This is a genomic window from Halomonas sp. A40-4 (assembly GCF_015767635.1).
Taxonomy (GTDB): domain Bacteria; phylum Pseudomonadota; class Gammaproteobacteria; order Pseudomonadales; family Halomonadaceae; genus Vreelandella; species Vreelandella janggokensis.
Window position 1 is genome coordinate 1,907,641 of sequence record NZ_CP065230.1, and the last position, 23,719, is coordinate 1,931,359.

Sequence of the window (23,719 nt, forward strand, 5' to 3'; positions counted from 1 at the left end):
GTAGAGCAGTTGATGAAACGAGCGGTAAGCTACAGTGTTTCTTCCAGGAGCAAGGCCAGTCGCTTGAGATGCAGTTCATAGGCGGTTGCATTAAAAGAAGGGGCGTCCTTGGCCGTGAAGCCGTGGGCTGCGCCTTTGTAGAGTTCGGTGGTGAAGTGCACGCCAGCGGCGGCTAGCGCAGCGTCCATGCAGGCGATCTGCTCCGGAGGCAAAAGCTCGTCCTGGTCGGCATGTCCAAAATAGACGTGCCCCTGAATATTGCCGACCACGTGTATCGGACTGTTCGGGTCGTCTGCTTCCGCCAGCCGGGCCGAATGGAAACCGGCCGCCGCTGCAACGCGGTCGGGGTGTTCAGCTGCCATGCGAAGCGCAAACGCCCCAGTCATGCAATAGCCGACCGCCGCCATCTTGCCGTCAGCAAATTCGGCCTCGTTATCAATGCCGTTCAGAAGGGCAATGAAGTCACGGGACTGTGCCTCGGGCGTGAGGTGACCGGCATACGCTAATAGCGTTGGCCTTACGTCCGGGTCACGAAAGGATTTGCTCTCCGGCACGACAGAGCCTTGCGCATCACGGTAGTAGACGTTAGGCATCAACACGGCATAGCCATTGTTGGCGACCTGCTGGGCTTTCTCGTGATAGCAGGGCCGCAAACCGCCGATATCCGTGAACAGAATAACGGCCGGAAAGGGGCCTACGGCATTCCCGGGCGTGAAGATATGAGCGTCGATGGTGCCGTCGGTGGCGGGAATTTCGATAGCACGAGACATGAATAAGCTCCGGCTTGTCGATAGCGAGTGGTTGTTGTCACAGTCGAATATTACACAGATAAATCTAGCCGAATAAAGGCTTGTCATCCTCGTAACTTGGCGTGATCGACGTAAAACTCCTATGTTGTCGGAAAGGCGATAGGAGTAACAATAATGGATGCACTTGCGCGTAAGCTCGGCCTCAGGACGGATCCCACTATATTTTTCACCTCCGCAGGGATCATGATCCTTTTCTTGGTAGTGATTTTAATTGCGCCGGGCCCCATAGGCGATGCCTTCGGCGCCGGACGGGAGTGGATCGTCACCAATCTTGGCTGGTTCTTTATTTTCGGGGTGACGAGTTGGGTGGCCTTCCTGCTTTGGGTGGCGATCAGCCGTTATGGGGCAATCCGCCTGGGTGGCAATGATGCCAAACCGGCTTATAGCAATATCTCCTGGTTCGCCATGCTGTTTGCGGGAGGTATCGGCACGGTGTTGATGTTCTGGGGCGTAGCGGAGCCTATTTCCCATTTTACGACGCCACCAAGGCCGGGTGTTGAACCCTTCTCTGTAGAGGCCGCTGACGATGCCATGAGCTTTTCGATCTATCACCTGGGGCTGCATACCTGGGCGATCTTCGCCATGCCGGGCCTTGCTTTCGCCTACTTTATCTATCGTTTCAATCTGCCGATGCGTTTTAGCTCGGTTTTCTACCCATTGATTGGCGAGCGCATTTACGGTTCCGTCGGTAAATCCCTCGATATCTTTGCCATTCTCGGTACCCTTTTTGGCGTGGCAGTCTCCATTGGCCTGGGGACTCAGCAGATCAGTGCGGGGTTAACGGAGTTGTTCGGTATTCCTGATGCAGTGATGCCCAAGGTGCTGATCATTGCCATTCTGACAAGCGTTGCTGTCGGTTCGATCGTGGCAGGGCTGGATTCAGGTGTAAAACGGCTTTCCAATATCAATATCGGTATGGCCGTTGGCCTGATGATGTTTGTGCTCTTTACAGGCTCTACCGTTTTCCTTTTACGTGCCGTTGTCGAGACATTTGGGCTCTATATATCGAACCTGCTGCCCATGGCGTTCTGGAATGACACCCTGGCGACCTATACCAACGATGATGGCAGTGGCTGGGGATGGCAGGGCAGTTGGACCGTATTCTACTGGGCCTGGACAGTCACCTGGTCGCCGTTCATAGGGATCTTCGTGGCACGGATTTCCCGCGGGCGGACCATCCGCGAGTTCGTGCTTGGGGTGCTGTTCGCGCCCTCCATTTTCACGTTGATCTGGTTTGCGATCTTTGGCTGGTCGGCGATGGAGATTGACGGAATCGGGCCCGAGGCCCGGGAAGCAATGGGCGAGCAGGCCGGTGTCTTGTCTGCTGCCGTCGGCGAAAGCATTCCACTCGCCATGTTTGCGTTTTTCGAGAATTTCCCGGCCGCTACATTGATTCAGGGTCTGGCGGTCGTCATCGTTGCCATCTTCTTTGCCACGTCATCAGACTCCGCGTCCCTGGTGGTCGACATGCTATGTACCGGCAGCCCTGACCCTGGCCCTTGGCATCAGCGCGTATTCTGGGGGGTCTCTGAAGGCATGCTGGCGGCAATGCTCATTGTGCTTGCCGGCGATGCAGGGCTGACGGCATTGCAGGAGGTGATTACCGTTGTCGGTCTGCCAATGTTCATTCTGGTGTTTGCCATGATGTTCGCGTTGTTCCGTGGGTTGTCCCACGAAGACCTTGGGGCGGTGAAGGTTGGTGATCCACCCAAACCTGAGGAGTTATCAGCGAGCGAGAAGGGGAGAACCTAAGCCCCTTTCGAAGATCAAAAGATTCTAGGAAACTTGAGACAGCATTTTCCGGATCCATTACCGCAAGGGGAGAATGGCAATGAGTCAACGCGATGAATTCATCGAGGAAATGAAAGCCAGGCTTGATGAGTGGAATGCTGAAATCGACAAACTAACCGCTCAGGCCCGTCAGGCCAGTGATGAGGCCAGGGTCAAATACCACGAAGACATTGAGCGACTCAAGAAGCGCCAGGCGGAGACTCAGCAAAGGCTCGAGGAACTGCGCCATGCCAGTGAAGAGGCCTGGGATACCGTTCGCCAGGGCATGGACGATTCCTGGGAATTGATGCGCAAAGCTTTCCGGGACGCCTCCTCTCGTTTCAAGTAGCCGGCGCTAGCCCCATTAGTTGGAGGCACGACCGTCCTGCGGTTGCGCCTCATTGCCTTCGCGTAGTCGTTCGATAGACGCACTTCCCTGCTCTGACAAAGCGGCGAGGCGGTCGATCTGCTCATCCAGGCGGGGCAGGGCTTCCTGACGGTAGGTTGAAAGGTCGTCGATTGCGCCCATCACCTCGCCAAACGCCTCTTCGAGCACCTGCATGTCGAGCATCGCCGAGGAGGCCCGCTTCTGGATGTCCACGCCCTGCTGGCGTAGTGCCTTGGCGGTTCCGCCGATCATCTGCGATGTGGTGGAATTTAGGGATTCGATGCGGTCCAGCACCAGACGCTGATTGGCCATGGCCATGGCGACCGTCACTGCAACGGTAAGGGCCGAGACGGTCACGTTGATGGCCCGGTCCACACCGCGCATCAACTCCCGGTTGTTGCGGATGATGACTTCCAGCGCCAGTACACCCTGCTGGCTCACCGCCAACTGTTGCTGAAGATCGACAATGCGTTGACGAAGCGGAAAGAGCAGCTCCTCTTCGATAAATTGACGCCGTGGGTCATTCACGTCACGGTCAGCGACATCATCCTGAAGGCGCTGATCGATCAAGCGACCCAGCGTGATCTGGCGGTTCAGCTCACTGAGGATGTCATTGAGCGCCTTCTGGTCATCGCTAAGAGTGAGGTTGTCACGATGTAGCATGTCGCGACCGCCTTCCAGCTCCTCGATGATCGCGTCCAGGGCCTGCTGGGCATTCTCGAACTTGCGGAAGTAGCGCTGCAGGCGGCTGTCGACGCCGGGAATGATCGCCATCACGCGATCCAGTGCGCTGGGCGCCAGGCGATGACGGGCGGGGTCGAGGCCTTCCATCCGCCCCCGAAGGTCACTTAGCGCCTTGGCAACCGGCCCACCTTCGTCGCCCTGGTGGGCCAGCTTGCGGAGCGGTGTTTGCAGCATGGCACTGCGATGGGCGGCCTGCTGCTGAAGCTCCAGGCCCATTTCGTCCACGGCGCGGCGCTGGCGAACCGCTGATGCCTCGTCGCCTTCGGCTAGAATGTCCTCGATAAAACGGTCAGCCAGGGACGCGAGTTCGGGGTCGATATCCTGCTTGTCAGGCTCAACTGACTCGTCCTGGCGCGCCCCCAATTGGCTGGCGATCTCGTCCACCGGTGGCAGGGACAGGCGAGGTTGGTCATCCGATGGCTGAGTCATGAGCGTCTCCAGAGGATAAAAAAACTAAGTGATCAAAAGACCGTCGTAAAACGTTACTCTATCAATGGCTACCGGATCAGTCTTTGCGCGCATACCGATCGGCGCCTTCGACGAAGCGGCGCAGATCTTCCAGCGCTTTATCGGTGGTAACGGACGCCTGGGGTCGCGTTGTTTCGATGCGTGACATGGAAACGGCGGTATCGTCGAGCACGGTAAGCGCCGACTCAATTCGGGCGGCTCGCTCATTGAGCCGATGTTCGGTCTCCACCAGCAAGTCGAGGCGACGCACCAGGGCGGCACGTTCCTCATCGCTTAGCCGTTTGCCATCCCGTTCCAGCCGACCGCGCACGTATTGGCCGTCCACGCTGACCACGCCGCGGGCCTGGGAGGCCATGGTCGTCAGTGTATCCACCGCGCCGAGACATACCTGGGTGACCAGCCCGCGCGAGCGCTCAAAGGCCAGCTCGCCCGTGTGGAAGCGACCGCTCAGGACGTCCATGACATGACGGTAGCGGCTGTAGAGACGGTCGGCGAGAATCGCCAGGTCAGGACGCTTGACGTCCAGCAAGCTCTGCTTGGCCCGACACATGGCCAACACAAGATCATCGGCACCCTCGGGTGGTCTTGCCGGATCGAGCACCGAGACGCCAGCTTCATAGGCCTTGCGCTCCTCCTGGGCTCTGCGCTGCTGCGCTTCGGCGATACTTTGAGCCTCTCGACGGCGTTCACGGCGGCGAGCAAGCCAGCCGCGTAGCGTTCGCTCGATGGGCAGCGCCACCGGAATGGCAACAATGCCCGCCAACCAGCCAAACAGACTAGGGCTGAAACCACCCCAAAGAGAGGTTAGCCATAGCAGCATGCTGATGAAAGGGATGATCAGGCAATAGCGGAAGACGACCTGTAGCCGCCCTTGGGTTGCCACCGGAAGCGCTATACCGGGGTTGTACAGGCCGACCAGTAACCAGGGGAGACAGGTCATGAAGAGGCCATAGGAAAATCCCTGCAGGAATCCCAACATTGATGCGATTATCCTTGAGTGATTGAACGCCTAGAGTAACCGAGCCGGGATGATCAGCACCAGCAGCGCTGGCACTCTAATATTGACTTGCATCCTCCATGCGGATGGTATTGATGAATTTATGGATCAACATTGCACTTCACCAACAACTTGATTGCGCCCGTGATGCTTGCCTGTGTAGAGAGAGGTATCCGCACGATGAAGAATGCTTTCTTCTGTTGGGTCATCCGCAGTGAAATGCGCAACCCCGCAGGTGACAGAAATATAAAAGGTAGCACCGGTATGCGTAGTGAAGGCAGTGTTGGCAAGCTTTTGTCTGATATCATCAGCGATTGCTAATGCAGCCTCTGGCGTTATTTCAAACAGCAGTACGGCAAATTCCTCTCCACCCAAACGTCCGATGACATCGGTCTCCCTGAACCGTTCCTTGAATAAGCGGCAGACTTGCTTCAGTACCTTATCGCCTACGGCATGCCCATAAGTGTCGTTGACGTTTTTAAAATGGTCGACATCAAAAAGCAGGACGGCGGCGTTATGTTCGCTTCGACAAAAATGAGAAAAGGCTTGTCGAAGTCGCTTCATAAAGTGACCTCGGTTGAATGTGCCGGTGAGGTCATCAGTGATTGCTTGATTTCTTAGGTTTTTCTCCAGCACCTTGTGGTCGGTGATGTCCTGTAAAGTGCTGAGGAGAATATCAGGGTCGTCGGGTGCAGAGTTATCGGCAACTTCATGTATCCAGCGCACATTACCATTAGGCTGGACGATACGATATTTGATATCAATGGCGCCGGTTTTCTTAAGTGTCTGCTGTGCCTTGGCAACTTTTTTCCGATCAGAGGGATGCACCAACCTGATAAAGTCCTTTCTATCAGGTATGAACCGGTCAGGGTCAACGCCAAAGAATTCGTAAACCATCTCTGACCAATACATCTGCCCAGTTGATAGTGACATCTGCCAGTAGCCGAAGCCTCTTATCTTATGCAGTTTTTGTAGCATGATCGCGAAGGACTGCCACTCTTGCGATGTCGAAGGCATACCGAAAATTCGAGATGAAGTCTGCATGCCATGATTTGCGGGGTTGATAGTGTTCCTCGATGCCATTTTTACGGCTGCCGAATGAGGGCCCTGAGGCCATACCTCTTAAAAATTAGTGCTTGGGTCAGCATCCATAGCCAGTACCCAGATTATCCAATGTACTTGAAGGTCAATGAATTGTTCGACTGCTGATTTTTCTATTGGCCTTGAATAAAGATGCCACCATCTTTTCCTTAAGCACCCTTTAAGGCGCTCTATCATTGGGTGTGTCAATGTCGTTTTATGTACCAACCGTTGTAAGGGGCTGAGATGCCTTGCGTGTTGAAGGCATGCCAAAGATCCCGTGCTGGTATGTGGAGATGTGATGAAGTGCCTGAATGCCATTTACATGGCTGCAGGATGAGAGCCCTGAGACCACGCCTCTAAAAAATTGAGTGCTTTGTCGGCATCAACGGGACGGCTGAACAGGTAGCCCTGAAGGACATCACAGCCAAGCTTTTCCAATAGCGTCTGCTGTGTCTGGTATTCAACGCCTTCGGCAACGACCGTCAGACCAAGGCCGTGAGCGATGCGGATAATGCCGCTCACGAGATTGATGGCTTTTTCATCATGAGGCAGGTCGTCGATAAAGCTCTTGTCGATCTTAAGCACGTCAACGGGTAAGCGCTTGAGATAATTCAGTGACGAATAGCCAGTACCAAAATCATCCAGCGCCAGAGATATACCGCTGTTTCGCAGCTTATCCATGGTCGAAATCGCGCGGTCGATATCTGTCAGCAGGCTTTCTTCGGTAAGTTCCAGCGTCAGGCGCTGTGGGGCCAGGTTGTGCTCACCAAGGGTCCGCAGAACCTGCTCGACAAAATTGGGTTGATAAAACTGGTTAGCGGGGATATTGACCCCGATTTTCAACGAGGGGTCGCTGAGCTTGAGGGGCCAATGGAAGGCTTTTTGGCATACAAGCTCAAGCGACCAGTCAGTCAGTAACCGTGACAGCCGTGCATTTTTTTCGGCAATGGGGACGAACTCTCCAGGGCTGATGGCCCCCAGCTTGTTATCCTGCCAGCGCGCTAGTGCTTCGAACCCAACCACGCCGCTGCCATCGGCGGAGACCAGCGGCTGGTAGTGTTGCTGCAATTTATTCCCTGACAGAGCCGCTTCAAGGCGCTGCTCAACCTCATGTCGACGTAACGCACTTTCTTCTGTGCGATGGGTAAAGACATGAATGTTTTCATATGTCTTGGGTGCCTTTAGCGCTGTACGAGCCCTTTCCAGCAAATCATCCGGGTTGATTCCATCACTTGGTGAGACGCTGACCCCTACGTCGATTTTCGGTCTTACCGTATGACCATCGAGATCAATGGGAGCGTTCAGCTTGTTGATAATCGGCTTGATAACGCCGAAAAGATCGCGCAGTGAATAGATGGATACCACGGCACCAAAACGATCAATGTCGATATTGCCAGCTGTCAGGATACCGATATCAGGGGCAATGAGACGATCGGCCAGGCATTTAAGAATCGCGTTACGATACTTGCGACCATGAAGCCGACTAATCTCGTCTAGGTTGTTGATCCGCAAGTGCAAAACAACCAGATGGTAAGATTCGGTTTCAGCAAGTTGGACTAGATTGTCCAAGGTTTCGCCCAGCAAGGTTTCGTCGGGTAGGCCCGTTCGCGCATCCCGTTGATTAATACGGCTGGCCTGGTGGCGCATCTCGAGTATCTGTGTCTTGATGTTGATCTGCTCTTCGACAATATTGCCAAAGGCGAGCAGCCATGAACGCTCAACCTCGTTGAGCGCACGCGGCTGGGTATCACTAAGACAGAGCGTGCCGATTGCCTTTCGGTTTGAGTCGCGCAACACGACGCCAGCATAGAACCGAATATAAGGATATGAAATCACAGCCCTATGGCGTTTGAATAAATCGCTCTCCAATGTATCGGACACTTCCATATAACCGTGCTCTAGAGCATGGATACAGAAAGAAAATTCGCGTGAGATTTCACGCCCTTCCATGCCGACTGACGATTTCAGCCACTGACTATTTTCATCGAACAGTGAAATGAAAGCGATGGGCACATTGAATACCTGGGACACCAGGTGGATATAACGATCAAAGTGCGCTTCTGGGGCGGCATCTGGTGGATGCTGAGCGGTGAGGCCGTTGTCATCGTTTTGCAAAGGGGGGCAGCGGTTACTTTCGTCATCCATTGAATATGCCTGCTTGAAGCTGAGCACGCAGGTAACCAGCCGGGGCATTGACACTCGTGCTTTAAACGATAGTAGTTGATTTAATCATTCCTGCGGATACGTTTCAAATATCCTAGGGGTTTTTGTGTATATATTGGTGCTCATGTGCCTCTTAAAAAGCTGTTCACGACGAGGAAGGTAAGTATTCTCGTCAGGAGGTTGTAATAAATCGTTTTGCTCAGCAGTCAGTGGGAGCGTCCAAAATCAGCGGGGCATGCCGTAAAACAGCATTGATTAATGAGGAGTGCGAAGTGAATCCACAAGAAGGTTCCGGGTCAGCTATCAGAGTATTGGTTGTCAACGAAAGCGGTTTTATTCGTGAGGGACTTTGCAAGGTTATCGAGCGGTTCAGGGGAGTTGACGTGGTGGGCAGCACCTCTTGTGCTCATGATCTGGACGCGGTGGTGCAAACCTTGTGCGTTGATGTTGCCTTGATTGACGCACAATTCCCCAGCCAGGCGGGGTTTGATGCCGCTCGCCAGCTGCACGAAAGCGGCGTCGAAACGCGGGTGGTCATCCTGTCGGTCAATCCTAGCCTGACGGATGTAAGAAGAGCATTTCAGGCAGGGGCCATCGGTTTTTTGCTGCGTAGCGCTGGTATCAGCGACCTTGAAATAGCGCTGCGTGCCGCTGTTAAGGGGGAGATGTTTTTGTGCCCAACCTTACTCAAACGGTTGTACGAATCATCGGAATCAGAATGTATGCTTGAAGGCGGCAACATAGGTGCAGCGCACCCAAATTGCTATTCGATTGAGGATATGCTCCTTAAGGCACAGCACTTGGGTATGCTCCAGCAGGATAGCTAGTCAGGGTTTTTACTTATACTGCTTTGTCGATCACTGCGTTAACGTGCAGGAACGAATATACACCTAAATTTCTAATGTTAACTTTTTATCCAGTAACGGGGTGATGCGCCTGCTAGGTTCACGATTCACGATTGAACACACCCTCAGCCAAGAGGGAGTTACAGGCAACAACCTGTCAAGGTCAACAGCATAAATTCATGAAATCTAATGACAATACCATCCAGATACTACTGGCGGATGAACATCAGCTCGTTCTTTCTGCGATCAGCTCGCTTATTGAAACCTTTGATGACATGACGGTGATTGCCGAGGTTGGCTCTGCGCAACAGTTGCTGAAAGACGACGACGTATATACCGATGTTGATGTGGCACTCATCGACGCAACGTTGCTTTCGATGAAGGGAGTCGCGTCATTGAGTCGGCTCAGGAAACGGTGCCCCAAAGGGCGGGTCGTGATTCTATCGAGCTATTCCAGCGATAGTTTCATTCGCCGCCTTTTCGAAGAAGGGGCACATGGATTTCTACATAAAAACGCTGACGTCGATACACTGGAATTGGCAATCAAGAAAGCGTCGATGGGCGAGTGTTTTGTATTTACTTCCATGGAACCTGAGCAATTCGTTGAAGCAGCCTCCGTTGTCGGGACCTCCGCCATCCCGGATAACCCCTTGACCTCGCGTCAATGCGAAGTTCTTGAGCTGGTGGCAAAAGGCTTTCGCAGCAAGGCCATTGCTGACCAGCTTAACGTCAGTATTAAAACCGTCGAGACCCATCGAGCCGATATTATGCGTCGCCTGGGGGTGAGGCATACGGCAGGGCTTGTTCATGAAGCGATTCGATTTGGCTTATTGGTTTCACCCAACGAAACGGATGGACCTGAATGAACAACACGATGGTTATCCATGTCCTCGTTTAGTCCTTCCAGATGGCTGCCCGGTGGTCATTTGCAAACGCTGTATAGCCCATTCTTTCGTTCAGAACTGCTTTTAGCGCGCGAGCGTGAGCGGATGACACTGAAAGATGGGGACTTCCTTGATCTCGACTGGTATGGCCGTCGTGACGACGATACGCCTTGCGTCATACTGCTACACGGGCTGACCGGCAGTTCTTCGTCACGTTATATCCTGGGCCAGCAGCAGGCGTTAGCCTTGAGAGGCTGGCAGAGTGTGGCCGTGAATTGGCGTGGCTGCTCTGGACAGCCCAATCAGCTCGCTCGCGGTTATCATTCTGGGGTGAGTGACGACCTGGCTGAGGTTGTCGGGATGCTATCCATGCGCCGACCGGCCCAGCCTCTGGCGGCCATTGGTTATTCGCTGGGCGGCAACGTCCTGTTGAAATACCTGGGCGAGCAGGGCAGTGCCACCCCGTTGCAGGCAGCCGCCGCCGTTTCGGTCCCGTTTCGTCTGGACCACAGTGCCGAGAGGATTCGTCAGGGCATGTCGAAAATATATCAAGCCCGTTTTTTACGCGACCTGGGTCATTACATGAAAGACAAGCGCCAGCGATTCTCCATCAATGGTGACCCCGATGAATACGCAAAGCTGTTAGCTTTGGGGTCGCTCAAGGGGATGTCCACGCTATGGGAATTCGATGAGCGAGTAACGGCCCCCTTGCATGGTTTTTCAAGTGCTGCCGACTATTACCAGCGATGCAGCAGTCTGTATTTTGTTTCGTCGATCACTGTGCCGACGCTGATCATCCAGGCACAAGACGACCCCTTTCTTTATCCGGAAAGTGCACCACCTCCACAGTCATTACCTTCCAGCGTGACGCTTGAGTTTCACCGCCAAGGAGGGCACGTGGGCTTTATTGAAGGTACGCCCAGATCCCCCGGCTATTACCTGGAGCGGCGTCTGCCAGCGTGGTTGGCGTCTACGCTATCAAACGCCGAGAAGTGGGCGAGCTGCGCGTGAAATATTGATTGTGTTAGTGAGGCGTTGCACTACTATGCAGCTATAAGGCTCATTGGGAGCCCTTATGGAAAGACGCCATGCTAAAAGGTCTGATTATCTGTTTTGCTGTGCTGTTTGCACAATTAGCGGTACTGCATGTGATTGACACGCGTCTCTACAACTCATCGCAGGACGCACGTCAAACCGCGGTGACCAAGACCACACCGCTGAAAGACGATGAGGAAGACGTGCAAAGTTGAGGCGCGGACATCAACATACCCAGCGGGTCTAACCGCTGGGTCACTCGATTTAGAGCATGTCCTCCAGCCAGACCGTAAAGGCTTGCCAGGAGCGCCGGTCGGCACGTTCATGGTAAGCATCACTTCCGAAGACGCTAAAGGCGTGTGGCGCGCCAGAATAGATACCGACTTCGTAGGTAACTTCGGCGTTTTCCAGTTCGCCGGCCAGGGTCGCTACATCGCCGAGGCTCACCGATGAATCGGCGCCACCGTGGGCAATGAAGATCGGTGCCGTATCACTTGAATAGGCCTGCCCCTCGGGCGTGGTCAACCCACCATGAAAACTGGCATACGCCGCAATATCTTCGGCCTCATCAGAACGGGCGATCTCCAGTGCCACTGCACCGCCAAAGCAGTACCCCATGATCACGGTGTTATCGGCGGCACCCTGTTGCCTTGCCTGCGAAAGGCCACCGAGGGTAAGCGCTCTCATCCGTTCCCTGTCTTCGTAAAGCCGATTGGTGGCCGCCCGTTTGTCTTCAACTGCCTGGGGCCGGTTGCCTTCCCCGAACAGGTCCAAGGCAAACACGTCAAAGCCTTTTTCGGCGAGCATATCGGCACGTTCCCGCTCATAATCATCCAGCCCGTCCCAGTCATGAACGATCAGCACGCTGCCTTGTGCGTCGTCACCACCCGAGACGAAATAACCTTCGAAATCTTCATCATTGATGGAGTAAGCCACATCCTGCCCGGCGGGGGAGAAAGCAAAAGTAGCCTGAGCCAATGACATCAGCACGATGGTGCTGGCAGGGAATAGAATTTTTTTCATCATCTTGGTGTCCAAGGTGGGAATGGGTATCAAGGAGGTTCTTAGCAAGCATAGCTAACGCTTGCTAAACTGACACAATGTTGAAAGTCTCAACGCTGAAAGACTAATAGCGTGGAAGACAAAGACTTGCGTCTGGAACTCGGTAACGGCATGCTGGTCAACTGTTTGATAGATCATTACGGAGCATGAACACATGAGTTACAACGACTCGCATATTGCGCAATCAGCCTCTGGCGGTGTAGCCAATTCGGTTAGCACCAACAAAGTGCTGCGTAACACCTACGCGTTGTTGGCGATGACGCTACTTTTCTCTGCGGTCACCGCAGGCGCCTCCGTCGCGATGGGCGTTCAGCAACTGAACATCTTCGTGTTCTTCATTGGTGCTTACGGGTTGATGTTCCTGGTCCATAAAACGGCCAATTCAGCGCTAGGGCTGCTTTCTACCTTTGCCTTCACAGGCTTCATGGGCTTCACCTTAGGGCCGATCCTGTCCGCCTACCTGGCACTGCCCAATGGCGGCGCCTTGATCATGAATGCCCTGGCCATGACCGGCATCACCTTCATCGGCCTATCAGCCGTCGCCCTGATAACGAAGAAAGATTTTGGCTTCCTGGCCAACTTCATGGTGGCCGGTGCCATCGTGCTGGTGCTCGCGATGGTGGCGGCGTTGATTTTCAACATCCCCGCGCTTTCACTGATGGTATCGGCTGGCTTCGTACTGTTTTCTTCAGCGGCCATTCTTTACCAGACCAGTGAAATCATCCATCGCCAGGGTGAGACGAATTATATTCTGGCCACCATCACGCTCTTCGTCTCTATCTACAACCTGTTTATCAGCCTGCTGTCGCTGCTCGGTTTCATGAGCAACGAGTAACCCATCTGGCGTTACACATAGCAGCATGTCTCAACAGACCCTATTACCAGGGTCTGTTTTTTGTTATATGCAGGATGTCACTCGCCACACCGATAGGTAAGGGCAATGAATTACGGACTGTTAGTCATGGGGGCCCCCTACAGCCAGCCGGCGCCTCATTCGGCGCTCAGGTTTGCCCATGCGGTGCTGGCAAGGGGGCATCAGCTCGCCGGCGTTTTCTTTTATCACGACGGTGTTCATAATGCGTCAATGCTAATGACCCCGCCGCAGGATGAGTTGAACCTGCGCGAAGCCTGGAAAGCGCTTCATAAAGACCACAATGTGGCGCTGGATGTATGTATCGCCGCGGCGCTGAGGCGTGGTGTCATCAGTCAATCTGAAGCATCCCGCCATGGCCATGATGCCTTTAACCTGGAAGCTCCCTTTGAGCTGACCGGGCTTGGTCAGTTGCTGACGCTGCAACAACGCTGCGATCGTTTGATTACCTTTGCCAGTTGAGGCCGTCCATGCATGAATCAGAAGACCTGTTGGTGATCATTCGTCATGCTCCCCATAATTCGAACTGGCTGCGTGAGGGACTTGACGCCGCTCTGGTTGGCGCCGCCTTTGGGCAATCTGTCAGGCTGCTGTTCATGGGGCAGGGTGCGTTGGCACTGTGCAGGGAACAGCAGGCAGGCGCCCCGGGGCAAAAGGCCAGTCTGCCGACCATCGACATGCTCGAGATGTACGATATCGACCAGTTGAATGTCCCCCAGCGAGTGCTCGACGACCTCAAGCTTCCTCTCGATGCGCTTGTCGATGGCGTAACACCGCTCAGCGAGGAGCAAGTCAAAGCGCTGTTTAGCCAAAACCGCCCGATCCTCAACTTCTAGGGTGTTTCATGATCCTGCATATTTTGACAACCCCTCCCACCCATGAGGCCGCCCAGCAGGTCGAGCAGGCCATTCAGGCGGGGGATACGCTGTTGCTGACCGAAGCAGGCGTGATGGCGGCGCTTAACCCAGATTTACACTGCTGGACGCAGAATGACTACGCGGTATTTTTGCTTGAAGAAGACCTCGTCGCCCGAGGGCTCTCAAGCATTGCCGCAACCCATGGGTTGGCGGCCGTGGATATGGAAGGGTTTGTAGCGCTGACTGAGCAGCATGCACAGTCGGTCACCTGGTATTGAATAGCTGATAGGCAACAGTGAGTACTCTGATGGAGAACACCGACGCTAACGTACTGCTTGATCCGGAAGGGTACCTCGTCGACATGAGTGACTGGTCAGAAGCGGTTGCTGACCAGTTGGCCGTCGATGAAGGCATCGAATTGACGTCCGAGCACTGGGAAATCATCCACTTGGCGCGCGGTTTCTATCGCCGTTATGAAATGGCACCGGCAATGCGACCGCTCGTCAAAGCCACTCAGCAGACGCTGGGTAGTGACAAGGGCCGCTCTATTTACCTGATGCGGCTCTTTCCTGGCAGTACCGCCAAGGTGGTAGCGCGCATTGCAGGGCTTCCCAAACCCACCAACTGCCTTTGAAAACAGCCAGGTTGCGTAACCGCTGGTCGGCCGTTAGCTCGATGCCGCAAAAGGCAGGCCCAGCAATGCCTTGAGATGCGCCTCCACACCGCTTGCCAGCGATGTCGGGTTATAGCCGCCCTCCAGCGAGGAGACAAGCCGGTTATCGGCATACAGCGTGGCAATTTCCATCGCCATGTGCGTGATCCAGTAGAAGTCCTCATCCACCAGGCATACATCGCCCATGGGGTCATCACGGTGGGCATCGAACCCGGCGGACATCATCACCAGGTCAGGCTTGAAGCGGTGCAACGCCGGTAGCCATTGGCTTTCAAGCAGGCGACGGAATTCGGGCCCTTGCGTGCCGACTTCCAGGGGCGTATTGACGACGTTTTGCCATTCGCTACGTAAATATCGCCATGGGTAGAAGGGATACTGGAAGCTGGTGCAGATCAGCACATCCGGATCATTCTTGAAAATATCGATCGTGCCGTTGCACTGGTGGACGTCAAAATCCAGGATGGCAATGCGCTGGGCACCGTAGCGTTCCCTTGCATAGGCCGCGCCGACCGCGATGTTGTTGTAAAAGCAAAACCCCATCGCCTCGGCGGCTTCGGCATGATGCCCAGGCGGACGAATCGCACAAAACACATTATCGGCTTGGCGCTTGAAGACCTGATCGATCCCTTTGATAACCGCACCAGCGGCATAACGAGCGGCTTTCAGGCTATCCGGGTTCATCAGGGTGTCGTTATCAAGCGATACGATGCCTTGCTCGGGCAGACATTTGGTAAGGGCGTTAAGATGACGTGTGGCGTGCACTCGATTGAGTGCCGCTTCATCCGCTTCCCTGGCATCGGCCTGCATGGTTTGCTGCAATAAGCCTGACAATGCCAGACGCGCTCGAATCGCCTCCAGTCGATGAGGGTTTTCAGGATGTTCCGGCCCCATATGATGCAATAAGCAGTCCGGGTGGGTAAGGTAGGCAGTGATCATTCAAGCGCTCCATGGTAGCTAGTATCACCTTAATCGCGACACGCTGATAGGCGACAGTGTCCATAAGTCTTACATCGCGCTGCACCGTTCCAGGAGAGGCAAACGTGAGTACACGTTTCTTGCACCATTTTTTCGAACCCCGCACGCTTGCCGTCATTGGCGCATCCGAGAACCCAGCGTCGCTTGGGGGCTTGGTGCTTCGCAATATTCATGAAGGCGGGTTCAAGGGGCGACGTTGGGCGGTTAATCTGAAAGGCTATGATCAGGTCTTCGGTGACCCCTGTGTCAAGCGCGTTGACGACTTGCCTGAGGTGCCTGACCTCGCCATCATCTGCTCGCCCATTGACGGGGTGCCCAAATTGATCCACCAGTTGGGCAAGTTTGGGGTCAAAGCCGCCCTGGTACTTTCCGGTGGCGCTTATCTGGATCGCGACACGGGCAATAAAGGCTCGATACGCGAGCGCATGCTGAAGGCTGCCCGTGAATCCGGCATCCGCGTGCTGGGGCCTGAGTGCATGGGCCTTATCGTGCCAGCTAAAAAACTCAATGCCTCATATGCCAGTCAGCCGGTCAAGGCAGGCCGAGTGGCGTATCTTGGCCAGTCAGGCATGTTGGCCAACGCCATGATCGATTGGGCAGCCGGGCGCGATGTGGGGTTTTCGCACCTGATTACCGTGGGTGACAGTGTCGATGTGCTATTGCCGGATCTGATCGATTACGTAAATCAGTTCTCTCCGGCGCAGGCAATTCTGCTCCATCTTGAGCGGATTTCCGACGCGCAGCATTTCATGACCGCGGTACGCGACGCCTCGAGAAACCGGCTCGTGCTGGCCATCAAGAGCGGAAGAACCTTTGCTTCGGATATTTCCGGCATGGCCCCGACGCCGGGTATTGCCAATCGCGATGTCGTGTTTGACGCGGCTTTTTCACGCGCCGGGGTAGTGCGTGTCGACGACTCCGACGAGTTGCTGGATGCCCTGGAAACCCTCTCGCGCATGAAACCATTACGTGGCGACCGCCTGGCGGTGGTGTCTAACGGTTTGGGGCCTGCCATGCTGGCTATCGACAAGCTGGTCAGCGCCGGAGGCAAGCTGGCCGAGTTCAGCGATGAAACACAACAAGCGTTGCATCAAAGCCAGGTCGATTTCAGCAAACCCGGTGAAAACCCCGTTGACCTGGGCGGTAATGCCACGCCCGAGCGGTTTGTCGAGGCGCTGAAAATTGTCGCCGCAGATGCCAATGTGGATGCGGTCCTCGTGGTGCATGCACCAACGCGCCTGGCGCCTTCGCTGGTCACCGCACAAGCGCTGATTGCCAACCGCAAGGCCTTCCGTCGTAATTTATTGACCAGTTGGATGGGGCTCAAAGAGGCGTTGAATGCTCGCCACGAATGCAACCTGGCCGGCATTCCCACTTATATTTCGCCCGAAAAAGCGGTGAAAGCCTTCATGCATATGGTGGACTACCAGCGCGTTCAACAGCTGCTGCAGGAAACACCGCCCAGCCTGCCGTTTTCCACCAGTGCTGATATTCGCGCAGAGTGCCGGACATTGATCAGCGAGGCGAAGGCCGAGGGCCGTCAGACGTTAAGCCACTCGGAAACGGCGCAAGTGCTTGAGGCTTACGGCATTCCTGCAGCGACCAGTTATTACCTTACCAGTGCCGAGCAGGCGTTGGACATTGCCGGGCAGATTGAAGGACCCAAGGCGCTGAAGGTGGTGCATGAGGGCAATTGTCGACCCTATCGCTATCGCAAGCACCCGCATAAGATTTCGGCAGGGCTGCTTCAGGATCTTGAAACCCCCGAGCAGGTGGCGGATGGCGTTCGCCAACTGGGCGAAAAGGTGAACGAAAAGTACCCCGAATACGCGATCCATGAATACTGCCTGCAGCCCATGCAGCGCGGCAAGCATTCCATGCAGGTGTGCGCGGGCATTACCCGGGACCCGGTATTCGGCCCGCTGATCGTGTTTGGCATTGGTGGCTATAAAGTCAATGTACTTGCTGACCGCCAAGTCGCTTTACCGCCCCTCAACATGAGCCTGGCGGCGGATGTGGTCAATCGCACCCATGCCGCATCGTTGATCCGCGAACACTCGTCAGACCCCGACCGGGATACCCAGCACTTATGCCAACTGCTGGTAAAGCTGTCACAAATGGCCTCGGATCTGGGCGAGCTGCGTGGGCTTGAACTTAACCCATTGCTGCTCAACCGGGACGGCATGCTGGCCGTCGACTTTGCCATGGACCTCGGCCCCCCGGCACGCTTTGCCATCATGCCTTATCCGGAAGAGCTGCGTGAATGGCTGACGTTGAAAAACGGCTGGCAAGTCGAGGTGCGGCCGATTCGTGCCGAAGATGCGCCGTTGATTACCAATTTTCACCGCCAACTTTCCGAAGAAAGTATTCGTTTCCGCTATTTTCATAACAAGTCGGATTTAACCCAGCGCGATCTTTCGATGTTGTCGCACATCAATTACGACCGCCAGATGGCGTTTATTGCCGAACATCAACGCGATGATGGCAGCAAGGAAATGCTCGGGGTGGTGCGTGTCTGGAATGATCCGGATAACATTCGAACGGAATTTTCAGTCATTATTCGCGACGACATGCAGGGCCTGGGGATCGGCAGCCTGTTAATGAAAAAAATGGTCGCTTATTGCACCCACATTGGCACCCTGGAAATGGTGGGCAAAATCATGCCGGATAATCATCCCATGCGGGCACTGATGAAACACCTGGGCTTCACTTGTCGTTACAACATGGAAGAACAGGTAATTGATGCCATCATGCGGCTCAACGAGCCCGAAAGTGAATGGCAGCGCCACCGGCTGGAAAGCCTGCCGGACTAGCCGCTGGGCATGGCTAGCCCGCCACCTTGGCCAGCCACAGGGCAGAGGGGCTCAGGGCGCCATGCGGAAAGAGTTCCACTCGCCGCCTTCGCGACGCTCAAAGCGTATACGGTCGTGCAAGCGACTGGGTTGGCCCTGCCAGAATTCGATCATATCGGGATTCACGCGGTAACCGCCCCAGTGGTTGGGACGCGGAATTTCTTGCCCTTCATAGGCTTGTTCAAAACGCTTTTGCCGTTCTTCAATCCAGTTACGGTCCGGTATCACTACACTCTGGGTGGCAATCCAGGCACCTAACTGGCTGCCACGTGGGCGGCTGGCGAAATACGCGTCGGACTCTTCAGCGGCCACCTGCTCGACGGCTCCCTCAATACGCACCTGGCGGGAAATCGATGGCCACCAGAAGGTAAGCGCCGCGTAGGGCACATTGTTGAGTTCGCTTCCCTTGTGGCTATGGTAATTGGTGTAAAACACCATGCCGCGCTCGTCGAACCCTTTCAAAAGCACCACGCGCGCGTGAGGGCGCCCCTGGCTGTCGACGCTTGCCAGCGTCATGGCATTGCTGTCTTTGCCTTCCTTTTCGATAGCCAGATTGAACCATTCATCAAACAACACGAGGGGATCATCAGGGGCCTGGGATTCATCGAGTTGGCCACCTTCATAATCACGCCTGATATCCGCTATGTCGCGTGCCATTGCTAGGCTCTCCATCAAGAATTTTTTACATGGTGTCGGGTGTGGTCACAAAGCTCAAGCCCTGATTAGCCCTGAGCACGTAATTGGCGGCTGCGAAACCGCGCAAAGGCCATGCAACCGGTAAACAAAGCGAGCGAGAGAACGGCCTCGGTGACGCCACGCAAGGTTTGAGTGGGTAGGGTGGCCACCATCACGCCCTGGCTGAAATACAGCAGGCTGACAAAGGCTAACCAGGCATGTCCTCGCGGTCGCCTTCCGATAATAGAAGGTAGAAACAGGATCAGAGGAAGCACAAAGGCTGCCATGGGGCGCCAACTGAACGCCGCGTCCTGCACCATGAAACCACGTAACAGCATCATTATCAGCAACAGGCCAAAACTTGCCAATACCCACTGCCGTGCCCGCAAGGTGAGAAGATCAACGCCGTGCCGTTGCTCAAGCCGCTCCAGCCACTGCTTCATGATGTCTCCTCGCGCATTGTCCGCATCGCCAGCGCCAGTTTGGCGAGGCGCTTGCCCTGAGCGACGCACAGGGCGCGCTCATGTTCGTCGACTGAGCGGTCGCTCCTTGGCCCTGCCAGGTGGCTTGAGCCATAGGGCGTTCCACCGGTTTCTGTGGCCAGCAGCTCAGTGGCGCTATAGGGCACGCCAGCGTAGACCATGCCGTGGTGAAGCAGCGGGACCAGCATGGTCAACAACGTGGCTTCCTGCCCACCATGCAGGCTCGAGCTTGAGGTAAAGGCGGTTGCCGGCTTGTCGATCAGGGCACCATTGATCCAAAGGCTGCTGGTGGTATCCAGAAAATATTTAAGTGGTGACGCCATGTTGCCAAACCGGGTCGGGCTGCCCAGCGCCAGGCCGCTACAGTGACGGAGATCGTCGAGCTCGGCATAAATCGCGCCTTCCTCGGGGATCTCGGGGGATGTCGCTTCGCAGGTGGGGGAAACCGGCGGCACAGTGCGCAGGCGCGCTTCAATGCCTGCCACTTGCTCTACGCCGGCGGCCATCTGCTGAGCCATGGTGGCGGTCGCACCCGAGCGCGAGTAATAAAGTATCAAGACATAGGGCAATGAACCGGACATAGTAACTCCAAGCAGATTATTCTCTTAGGGTACCAGAGCAATGTGGGCAGCGGGTAATGCCAAACGCATACCTTGCGCATTGGGCAGCCGTTGATAGACCCAGGCCCGGGTTCCGTCGGCCAGCTGCTTTTCCACGCGCTCGTAGCGAATCCCCAGGCGTTCGTAACGGTCAAGGCGGGCCAGTTGATCCGCGGTCACACGCAAACGCAAGCCATCAACCTGGCTGTCCGGCAATGGCGATAAATCAAGGCCATTACGCTGATAACCTTCGAGGGTGGCCGCTTGAGGGTTGCCCGAGCCCCCCATGACGATCCAGCGCACGGGGGCATAACGTAACGTGCCATATACAAACACGTGGTGGGAGCGCTGTTCGATATCCGCAAGATGGTCGGGCCGGTCATAGAACCAGGGGCTGAGCATGGTCAGCCAAAGCCACCCGGCAAGGCCCAGCAGCAGTATTGTACATAGCAACAACAGGCGTTTTACCCAGGCCATGGTGTTTCCTTATGTAGCAGGCAGAAAGCGTAGCGTGGCGTGCGTCAGCGTGGAACACAAGCGTAACAAGACGCTTAAGCAATCAGTGCGTGTTTGGTAGGATAAAAAGCCTATCCTGTCGGAGAGCCTGCCATGAACCAGCCACTTCGTGATGAAACAGACTTTCGGGCGCTTGTGGGCGACGTGAAACCGCTAGCGGATAAAAACCGCGCAGATACCGGTGATGCGCGCAAGCGTCCTTCCGAGGCCCAATTGGCAAGGCGCGAACGCGCTGAAGCAGAGATTGATGAGCGTAACTTTCTATCCGATGATTTTGTCGACCTGATACCCCCCTTTGACCCCATCGAGTACCGCCGGGAGGGAATCCAGCAGGGGGTGGTTGATAAACTCAAGCACGGCGGCTACCCGGTCCAGGCACAGCTTCACCTGCTCAGACGGCCTCTGGCCGAATGCCGGAGACTGGTATTTCCCTTTATTCAGGATGCTTATGCGCACGACCTGCGTTCGGTACTGATTGTCCACGGGCGTGGGCGGGAGATCGACAGCCCGGCCAATGTGCTGCGCTCCTATATTGGCAAATGGCTGATCCAGTTTGACGAAGTACAGGCCTATATTTCCGCCCAGCCGTCGGAAGGTGGGCTGGGGGCTACCTGGGTCATGCTACGCAAGAGCGATCGGGCGAAAGCCAACAACCGTGAACGGCAACAGAAGCGTCGTGGCTAGCCAGCGACACATAAGCCGTCAAAACAAAAGGGGCAGCCGTTGGCTGCCCCTTTGCGTTTAGATGACTGACGCACTTAGTGGCTAGCGTTAAGGCGTTTTTCAAACAGTGCCTGGCGTTCTTCGACATCCGGCTGGTAGCGCACACTGAAAAAGCTCAACGCCCGCAGGGCATCTTCGGGATGCTGGTCATCGCGCAGCGCCATGGCGGTAAAGCCACAGCGGCGCATGTATTCCAACTGGTCGACCAGCACATCGCCAACTGCGCGCACTTCACCGTTGTAGCCGAAACGCTCGCGTAACAGCCGGGCAAGGCTGTAGCCACGGCCGTCGGTGAATGCCGGAAAATGAATGGCGACGGCCGGGGCCGAACGGATCTCATCGGCCAGGGTCGCCGTCAGTTCGCAATCGCTTGCCAGCAGCGGTGCTAGCTCGGTGTCTTCCTGATGAGCCTTCCAGAGCGCCAGCGGTACAAAAGCAGGGCGTTGCTCGGGAAGTGCCTCAGCGTCGTAAGACACGCACCAGGCATTTTCCGCCGCCAGTTCGCCATTGGCGATCAGATGATCGGCATGAACCGGCGTCATCTCAACCGCCTCGGCCTGTTTGTCATTAGGCGGCATACACACGCTCCTTGAAGGGTTTCAGTCCAATACGGCGATAAGTGTCCAGGAAGCGTTCATCTTCATGGCGCTGGGCCACGTAGACTTCCAGCACTTTCTCGACAACCCCGGGGACGTCTTCACGGAAGAAGGAGGGGCCAAGAATCTTGCCCAATGAGGCATCATCGGTCGAATTGCCGCCAATCGATACCTGGTAGTACTCCTCGCCCTTTTTATCGACGCCCAGAATGCCGATATGGCCCACGTGGTGGTGGCCACAGGCATTCATGCAGCCGGAAATATTCAGATCCAGCGGCCCCAGGTCGTAAAGGAAATCGAGGTCTTCAAACCGTTCCTGCAATGCCTGGGCGATGGGAATCGACACCGCGTTGGCCAGGCTGCAGTAATCGCCGCCAGGGCAGCAGATGATGTCGTTGAGCGTGCCCACTGTCGGGTTGGCCATGCCCAGTGTTTCAAGCTCTTGCCAAAGGGCTTCCAGCTCGTCGACCGGCACGTCGGAAAGTACCAGGTTCTGCTCATGGGTAACCCGGACTTCACCGAAGCTGTAACGGTCCGCGAGGTCGGCGATGGCGTCCATCTGGTCAGCCGTCACGTCGCCAGGGGCATGCTCGCGACGCTTGAGCGATAGCGTCACGGCCTTGTAGCCGTAAACCTTGTGGTCAGCCACGTTATTGGTCACGAAGCGTGAAAAGCCTCGATTTTCCTGACGAAGGCGCTCGTAATCCTGCACAGCACTTTCAGCCACGCTGCGACGTTCCGGTTCGGGGAAGTGGCTTTTGGCTGCCTCCACCGCCGCCGCATTGAGCGTCTGGGGGCCGTCTTTCAAATGCGCCCACTCTTCCTCGACGCGACGGCGGTACTCTTCGATGCCCAACGCCTTGACCAGAATCTTGATCCGCGCTTTGAACTTGTTGTCGCGACGCCCGAACTGGTTGTACACCCGGACGCACGCTTCCAGATAGGTCAGCAGGTGCTGCCAGGGCAGGTCGTCGCGCACCACATCGCCGATCATCGGCGTGCGGCCCAGACCACCACCCGCAAGGACTCTTACGCGCAATTCGCCTGCCTCGTTGTACCACAGACGCAGGCCGATATCGTGAACCTGGATGGCCGCACGGTCCTGGGAAGCACCGCTGACGGCGATCTTGAACTTGCGCGGCAGATAGGCAAATTCAGGGTGCAGCGTCGACCACTGGCGAATCAGCTCGCACCAGGGACGCGGATCTTCCACTTCATCGTTGGCAATACCGGCAAATTGATCGCTGGTGGTATTGCGAATGCAGTTGCCGCTGGTCTGGATCGCGTGCATCTGGACGTTGGCCAGATCCGCCAGGATATCCGGCACGTCTTCCAGGGCAGGCCAGTTGAGCTGCAGATTCTGGCGCGTGGTGAAGTGACCGTAGCCACGGTCGTAGCGACGGGTAATACTCCCCAGCGCACGCAGCTGATGGCCAGCCAACATGCCGTACGGGATCGCAATACGCAGCATGGGCGCATGGCGTTGGATATAGAGACCATTCTGCAAACGCAGTGGACGAAACTCTTCTTCTCCCAAACGCCCGTCGCGGTAGCGATCCATTTGATCGCGAAACTGAGCGACGCGCTCATCTACCAGCGTTTGGTCATGAATATCATAGCGATACATGGGGCACGGTCCTGCTAAAGCGAAG

Annotated in this window: 26 protein-coding genes; 13 read left to right on the plus strand and 13 right to left on the minus strand. The window is 55.6% G+C overall.

Annotated features, from left to right (window positions below; genetic code table 11):
- Positions 1 to 29: 29 nt before the first annotated feature.
- Positions 30 to 770, minus strand: a complete 741-nt coding sequence (locus IT895_RS08945) for a dienelactone hydrolase family protein (RefSeq protein ID WP_199285297.1) — start codon at positions 768 to 770, stop codon at positions 30 to 32.
- 153 nt (positions 771 to 923) lie between these two features.
- Here IT895_RS08945 and IT895_RS08950 point away from each other — a divergent pair, with 153 nt between their 5' ends.
- Together IT895_RS08950 and IT895_RS08955 are read left to right on the plus strand one after the other, a co-directional pair.
- Positions 924 to 2,561, plus strand: a complete 1,638-nt coding sequence (locus IT895_RS08950) for a BCCT family transporter (protein WP_199285298.1) — start codon at positions 924 to 926, stop codon at positions 2,559 to 2,561.
- Positions 2,562 to 2,640: 79 nt separating this feature from the next.
- Positions 2,641 to 2,928: a conserved coiled coil protein gene (locus IT895_RS08955; protein WP_085918595.1), complete on the plus strand. Its 288-nt coding sequence runs from the start codon at positions 2,641 to 2,643 to the stop codon at positions 2,926 to 2,928.
- A gap of 15 nt (positions 2,929 to 2,943) precedes the next feature.
- Here the strand turns inward: IT895_RS08955 and IT895_RS08960 are convergent, their stop codons facing one another.
- The 4 genes from IT895_RS08960 to IT895_RS08975 all read right to left on the minus strand — a co-directional run bounded on the left by IT895_RS08960 (position 2,944) and on the right by IT895_RS08975 (position 8,452).
- Positions 2,944 to 4,140, minus strand: coding sequence for a toxic anion resistance protein (locus tag IT895_RS08960; RefSeq protein ID WP_085918594.1), 1,197 nt, complete (start codon positions 4,138 to 4,140; stop codon positions 2,944 to 2,946).
- A 76-nt stretch (positions 4,141 to 4,216) separates the two neighbouring features.
- The gene (locus tag IT895_RS08965) at positions 4,217 to 5,158 is read right to left on the minus strand and encodes a cobyrinic acid a,c-diamide synthase (protein WP_085918593.1); all 942 of its coding nucleotides are present in this window, start codon (positions 5,156 to 5,158) and stop codon (positions 4,217 to 4,219) included.
- A 126-nt stretch (positions 5,159 to 5,284) separates the two neighbouring features.
- Positions 5,285 to 6,220, minus strand: a complete 936-nt coding sequence (locus IT895_RS08970; RefSeq protein ID WP_199285299.1) for a GGDEF domain-containing protein — start codon at positions 6,218 to 6,220, stop codon at positions 5,285 to 5,287.
- Positions 6,221 to 6,577: 357 nt separating this feature from the next.
- Entirely contained in the window at positions 6,578 to 8,452 is a 1,875-nt protein-coding gene (locus IT895_RS08975; protein ID WP_233337406.1) for a bifunctional diguanylate cyclase/phosphodiesterase, read from the minus strand.
- A 242-nt stretch (positions 8,453 to 8,694) separates the two neighbouring features.
- Between IT895_RS08975 and IT895_RS08980 the strand changes: the two genes are divergently transcribed.
- The 4 genes from IT895_RS08980 (at position 8,695) to IT895_RS08995 (ending at position 11,401) form a co-directional block, all read left to right on the plus strand.
- On the plus strand, positions 8,695 to 9,249 hold the full coding sequence (locus tag IT895_RS08980; protein ID WP_199285300.1) for a response regulator: 555 nt from the start codon (positions 8,695 to 8,697) through the stop codon (positions 9,247 to 9,249).
- Positions 9,250 to 9,446: 197 nt separating this feature from the next.
- The gene (locus tag IT895_RS08985; protein WP_199285301.1) at positions 9,447 to 10,133 is read left to right on the plus strand and encodes a LuxR C-terminal-related transcriptional regulator; all 687 of its coding nucleotides are present in this window, start codon (positions 9,447 to 9,449) and stop codon (positions 10,131 to 10,133) included.
- Between the two features lie 18 nt (positions 10,134 to 10,151).
- Positions 10,152 to 11,162, plus strand: coding sequence for a hydrolase (locus tag IT895_RS08990; RefSeq protein WP_199285302.1), 1,011 nt, complete (start codon positions 10,152 to 10,154; stop codon positions 11,160 to 11,162).
- 77 nt (positions 11,163 to 11,239) lie between these two features.
- Positions 11,240 to 11,401, plus strand: coding sequence for a hypothetical protein (locus IT895_RS08995; protein WP_176243658.1), 162 nt, complete (start codon positions 11,240 to 11,242; stop codon positions 11,399 to 11,401).
- A 49-nt stretch (positions 11,402 to 11,450) separates the two neighbouring features.
- On the opposite strand, the gene IT895_RS09000 is transcribed toward IT895_RS08995, so the two are convergent.
- Positions 11,451 to 12,209 (minus strand): dienelactone hydrolase family protein, encoded by a 759-nt coding sequence (locus IT895_RS09000; protein ID WP_199285442.1) that lies wholly within the window; start codon positions 12,207 to 12,209, stop codon positions 11,451 to 11,453.
- 193 nt (positions 12,210 to 12,402) lie between these two features.
- On the opposite strand from IT895_RS09000, the gene IT895_RS09005 reads away from it, so the two are divergent.
- The 5 genes from IT895_RS09005 (at position 12,403) to IT895_RS09025 (ending at position 14,610) form a co-directional block, all read left to right on the plus strand.
- Positions 12,403 to 13,083, plus strand: coding sequence for a Bax inhibitor-1/YccA family protein (locus IT895_RS09005; protein ID WP_085918588.1), 681 nt, complete (start codon positions 12,403 to 12,405; stop codon positions 13,081 to 13,083).
- Positions 13,084 to 13,188: 105 nt separating this feature from the next.
- Positions 13,189 to 13,581, plus strand: a complete 393-nt coding sequence (gene tusD / locus IT895_RS09010; protein WP_085918587.1) for a sulfurtransferase complex subunit TusD — start codon at positions 13,189 to 13,191, stop codon at positions 13,579 to 13,581.
- A gap of 8 nt (positions 13,582 to 13,589) precedes the next feature.
- A complete protein-coding gene (locus IT895_RS09015) occupies positions 13,590 to 13,955 on the plus strand; it encodes a DsrE family protein (RefSeq protein WP_085918586.1) in 366 nt (121 codons plus the stop codon).
- Between the two features lie 8 nt (positions 13,956 to 13,963).
- Positions 13,964 to 14,254 (plus strand): sulfurtransferase complex subunit TusB, encoded by a 291-nt coding sequence (tusB, locus tag IT895_RS09020; protein WP_085918585.1) that lies wholly within the window; start codon positions 13,964 to 13,966, stop codon positions 14,252 to 14,254.
- A 29-nt stretch (positions 14,255 to 14,283) separates the two neighbouring features.
- On the plus strand, positions 14,284 to 14,610 hold the full coding sequence (locus IT895_RS09025) for a TusE/DsrC/DsvC family sulfur relay protein (protein WP_199285303.1): 327 nt from the start codon (positions 14,284 to 14,286) through the stop codon (positions 14,608 to 14,610).
- A gap of 33 nt (positions 14,611 to 14,643) precedes the next feature.
- On the opposite strand, the gene IT895_RS09030 is transcribed toward IT895_RS09025, so the two are convergent.
- Positions 14,644 to 15,585, minus strand: a complete 942-nt coding sequence (locus tag IT895_RS09030) for a histone deacetylase family protein (RefSeq protein WP_199285304.1) — start codon at positions 15,583 to 15,585, stop codon at positions 14,644 to 14,646.
- Positions 15,586 to 15,689: 104 nt separating this feature from the next.
- Between IT895_RS09030 and IT895_RS09035 the strand changes: the two genes are divergently transcribed.
- Positions 15,690 to 18,437, plus strand: a complete 2,748-nt coding sequence (locus tag IT895_RS09035; protein WP_085918582.1) for a bifunctional acetate--CoA ligase family protein/GNAT family N-acetyltransferase — start codon at positions 15,690 to 15,692, stop codon at positions 18,435 to 18,437.
- Between the two features lie 51 nt (positions 18,438 to 18,488).
- Here the strand turns inward: IT895_RS09035 and pdxH are convergent, their stop codons facing one another.
- The 4 genes from pdxH to IT895_RS09055 form a co-directional block, all read right to left on the minus strand.
- Positions 18,489 to 19,133 carry a pyridoxamine 5'-phosphate oxidase gene (gene pdxH, locus IT895_RS09040; RefSeq protein WP_085918581.1) on the minus strand — a complete coding sequence of 215 codons (645 nt, stop codon included), beginning with the start codon at positions 19,131 to 19,133 and terminating at the stop codon, positions 18,489 to 18,491.
- A 65-nt stretch (positions 19,134 to 19,198) separates the two neighbouring features.
- Positions 19,199 to 19,594 (minus strand): DUF2069 domain-containing protein, encoded by a 396-nt coding sequence (locus tag IT895_RS09045; protein ID WP_085918580.1) that lies wholly within the window; start codon positions 19,592 to 19,594, stop codon positions 19,199 to 19,201.
- Positions 19,591 to 20,214: an NAD(P)H:quinone oxidoreductase gene (gene wrbA / locus IT895_RS09050; protein ID WP_199285305.1), complete on the minus strand. Its 624-nt coding sequence runs from the start codon at positions 20,212 to 20,214 to the stop codon at positions 19,591 to 19,593. Before wrbA ends, IT895_RS09045 begins: the two co-directional genes overlap by 4 nt.
- Before the next feature lie 24 nt (positions 20,215 to 20,238).
- Positions 20,239 to 20,709, minus strand: a complete 471-nt coding sequence (locus tag IT895_RS09055) for a gamma-glutamylcyclotransferase family protein (protein ID WP_199285306.1) — start codon at positions 20,707 to 20,709, stop codon at positions 20,239 to 20,241.
- A gap of 132 nt (positions 20,710 to 20,841) precedes the next feature.
- Between IT895_RS09055 and smrA the strand changes: the two genes are divergently transcribed.
- On the plus strand, positions 20,842 to 21,432 hold the full coding sequence (gene smrA, locus IT895_RS09060) for a DNA endonuclease SmrA (protein WP_085918577.1): 591 nt from the start codon (positions 20,842 to 20,844) through the stop codon (positions 21,430 to 21,432).
- A 74-nt stretch (positions 21,433 to 21,506) separates the two neighbouring features.
- Here smrA and IT895_RS09065 read toward each other — a convergent pair whose 3' ends face one another.
- Complete coding sequence (locus IT895_RS09065; protein ID WP_085918576.1) at positions 21,507 to 22,049, minus strand: DUF934 domain-containing protein; 543 nt, start codon at positions 22,047 to 22,049, stop codon at positions 21,507 to 21,509.
- Positions 22,039 to 23,694: a nitrite/sulfite reductase gene (locus tag IT895_RS09070; RefSeq protein WP_199285307.1), complete on the minus strand. Its 1,656-nt coding sequence runs from the start codon at positions 23,692 to 23,694 to the stop codon at positions 22,039 to 22,041. Before IT895_RS09070 ends, IT895_RS09065 begins: the two co-directional genes overlap by 11 nt.
- Positions 23,695 to 23,719 lie beyond the last annotated feature (25 nt).

What these genes read in the sequence shown, in the direction of transcription:
- IT895_RS08945 (WP_199285297.1), bottom strand. Translation starts at nt 770, where the DNA reads ATGTCTCGTGCTATCGAAATTCCCGCCACCGACGGCACCATCGACGCT.
- IT895_RS08950 (WP_199285298.1), top strand. Translation starts at nt 924, where the DNA reads ATGGATGCACTTGCGCGTAAGCTCGGCCTCAGGACGGATCCCACTATA.
- IT895_RS08955 (WP_085918595.1), top strand. Translation starts at nt 2,641, where the DNA reads ATGAGTCAACGCGATGAATTCATCGAGGAAATGAAAGCCAGGCTTGAT.
- IT895_RS08960 (WP_085918594.1), bottom strand. Translation starts at nt 4,140, where the DNA reads ATGACTCAGCCATCGGATGACCAACCTCGCCTGTCCCTGCCACCGGTG.
- IT895_RS08965 (WP_085918593.1), bottom strand. Translation starts at nt 5,158, where the DNA reads ATGTTGGGATTCCTGCAGGGATTTTCCTATGGCCTCTTCATGACCTGT.
- IT895_RS08970 (WP_199285299.1), bottom strand. Translation starts at nt 6,220, where the DNA reads ATGCAGACTTCATCTCGAATTTTCGGTATGCCTTCGACATCGCAAGAG.
- IT895_RS08975 (WP_233337406.1), bottom strand. Translation starts at nt 8,452, where the DNA reads ATGCCCCGGCTGGTTACCTGCGTGCTCAGCTTCAAGCAGGCATATTCA.
- IT895_RS08985 (WP_199285301.1), top strand. Translation starts at nt 9,447, where the DNA reads ATGAAATCTAATGACAATACCATCCAGATACTACTGGCGGATGAACAT.
- IT895_RS08990 (WP_199285302.1), top strand. Translation starts at nt 10,152, where the DNA reads ATGTCCTCGTTTAGTCCTTCCAGATGGCTGCCCGGTGGTCATTTGCAA.
- IT895_RS08995 (WP_176243658.1), top strand. Translation starts at nt 11,240, where the DNA reads ATGCTAAAAGGTCTGATTATCTGTTTTGCTGTGCTGTTTGCACAATTA.
- IT895_RS09000 (WP_199285442.1), bottom strand. Translation starts at nt 12,209, where the DNA reads ATGAAAAAAATTCTATTCCCTGCCAGCACCATCGTGCTGATGTCATTG.
- IT895_RS09005 (WP_085918588.1), top strand. Translation starts at nt 12,403, where the DNA reads ATGAGTTACAACGACTCGCATATTGCGCAATCAGCCTCTGGCGGTGTA.
- tusD (WP_085918587.1), top strand. Translation starts at nt 13,189, where the DNA reads ATGAATTACGGACTGTTAGTCATGGGGGCCCCCTACAGCCAGCCGGCG.
- IT895_RS09015 (WP_085918586.1), top strand. Translation starts at nt 13,590, where the DNA reads ATGCATGAATCAGAAGACCTGTTGGTGATCATTCGTCATGCTCCCCAT.
- tusB (WP_085918585.1), top strand. Translation starts at nt 13,964, where the DNA reads ATGATCCTGCATATTTTGACAACCCCTCCCACCCATGAGGCCGCCCAG.
- IT895_RS09025 (WP_199285303.1), top strand. Translation starts at nt 14,284, where the DNA reads ATGGAGAACACCGACGCTAACGTACTGCTTGATCCGGAAGGGTACCTC.
- IT895_RS09030 (WP_199285304.1), bottom strand. Translation starts at nt 15,585, where the DNA reads ATGATCACTGCCTACCTTACCCACCCGGACTGCTTATTGCATCATATG.
- pdxH (WP_085918581.1), bottom strand. Translation starts at nt 19,133, where the DNA reads ATGGCACGCGACATAGCGGATATCAGGCGTGATTATGAAGGTGGCCAA.
- IT895_RS09045 (WP_085918580.1), bottom strand. Translation starts at nt 19,594, where the DNA reads ATGAAGCAGTGGCTGGAGCGGCTTGAGCAACGGCACGGCGTTGATCTT.
- wrbA (WP_199285305.1), bottom strand. Translation starts at nt 20,214, where the DNA reads ATGTCCGGTTCATTGCCCTATGTCTTGATACTTTATTACTCGCGCTCG.
- IT895_RS09055 (WP_199285306.1), bottom strand. Translation starts at nt 20,709, where the DNA reads ATGGCCTGGGTAAAACGCCTGTTGTTGCTATGTACAATACTGCTGCTG.
- smrA (WP_085918577.1), top strand. Translation starts at nt 20,842, where the DNA reads ATGAACCAGCCACTTCGTGATGAAACAGACTTTCGGGCGCTTGTGGGC.
- IT895_RS09065 (WP_085918576.1), bottom strand. Translation starts at nt 22,049, where the DNA reads ATGCCGCCTAATGACAAACAGGCCGAGGCGGTTGAGATGACGCCGGTT.
- IT895_RS09070 (WP_199285307.1), bottom strand. Translation starts at nt 23,694, where the DNA reads ATGTATCGCTATGATATTCATGACCAAACGCTGGTAGATGAGCGCGTC.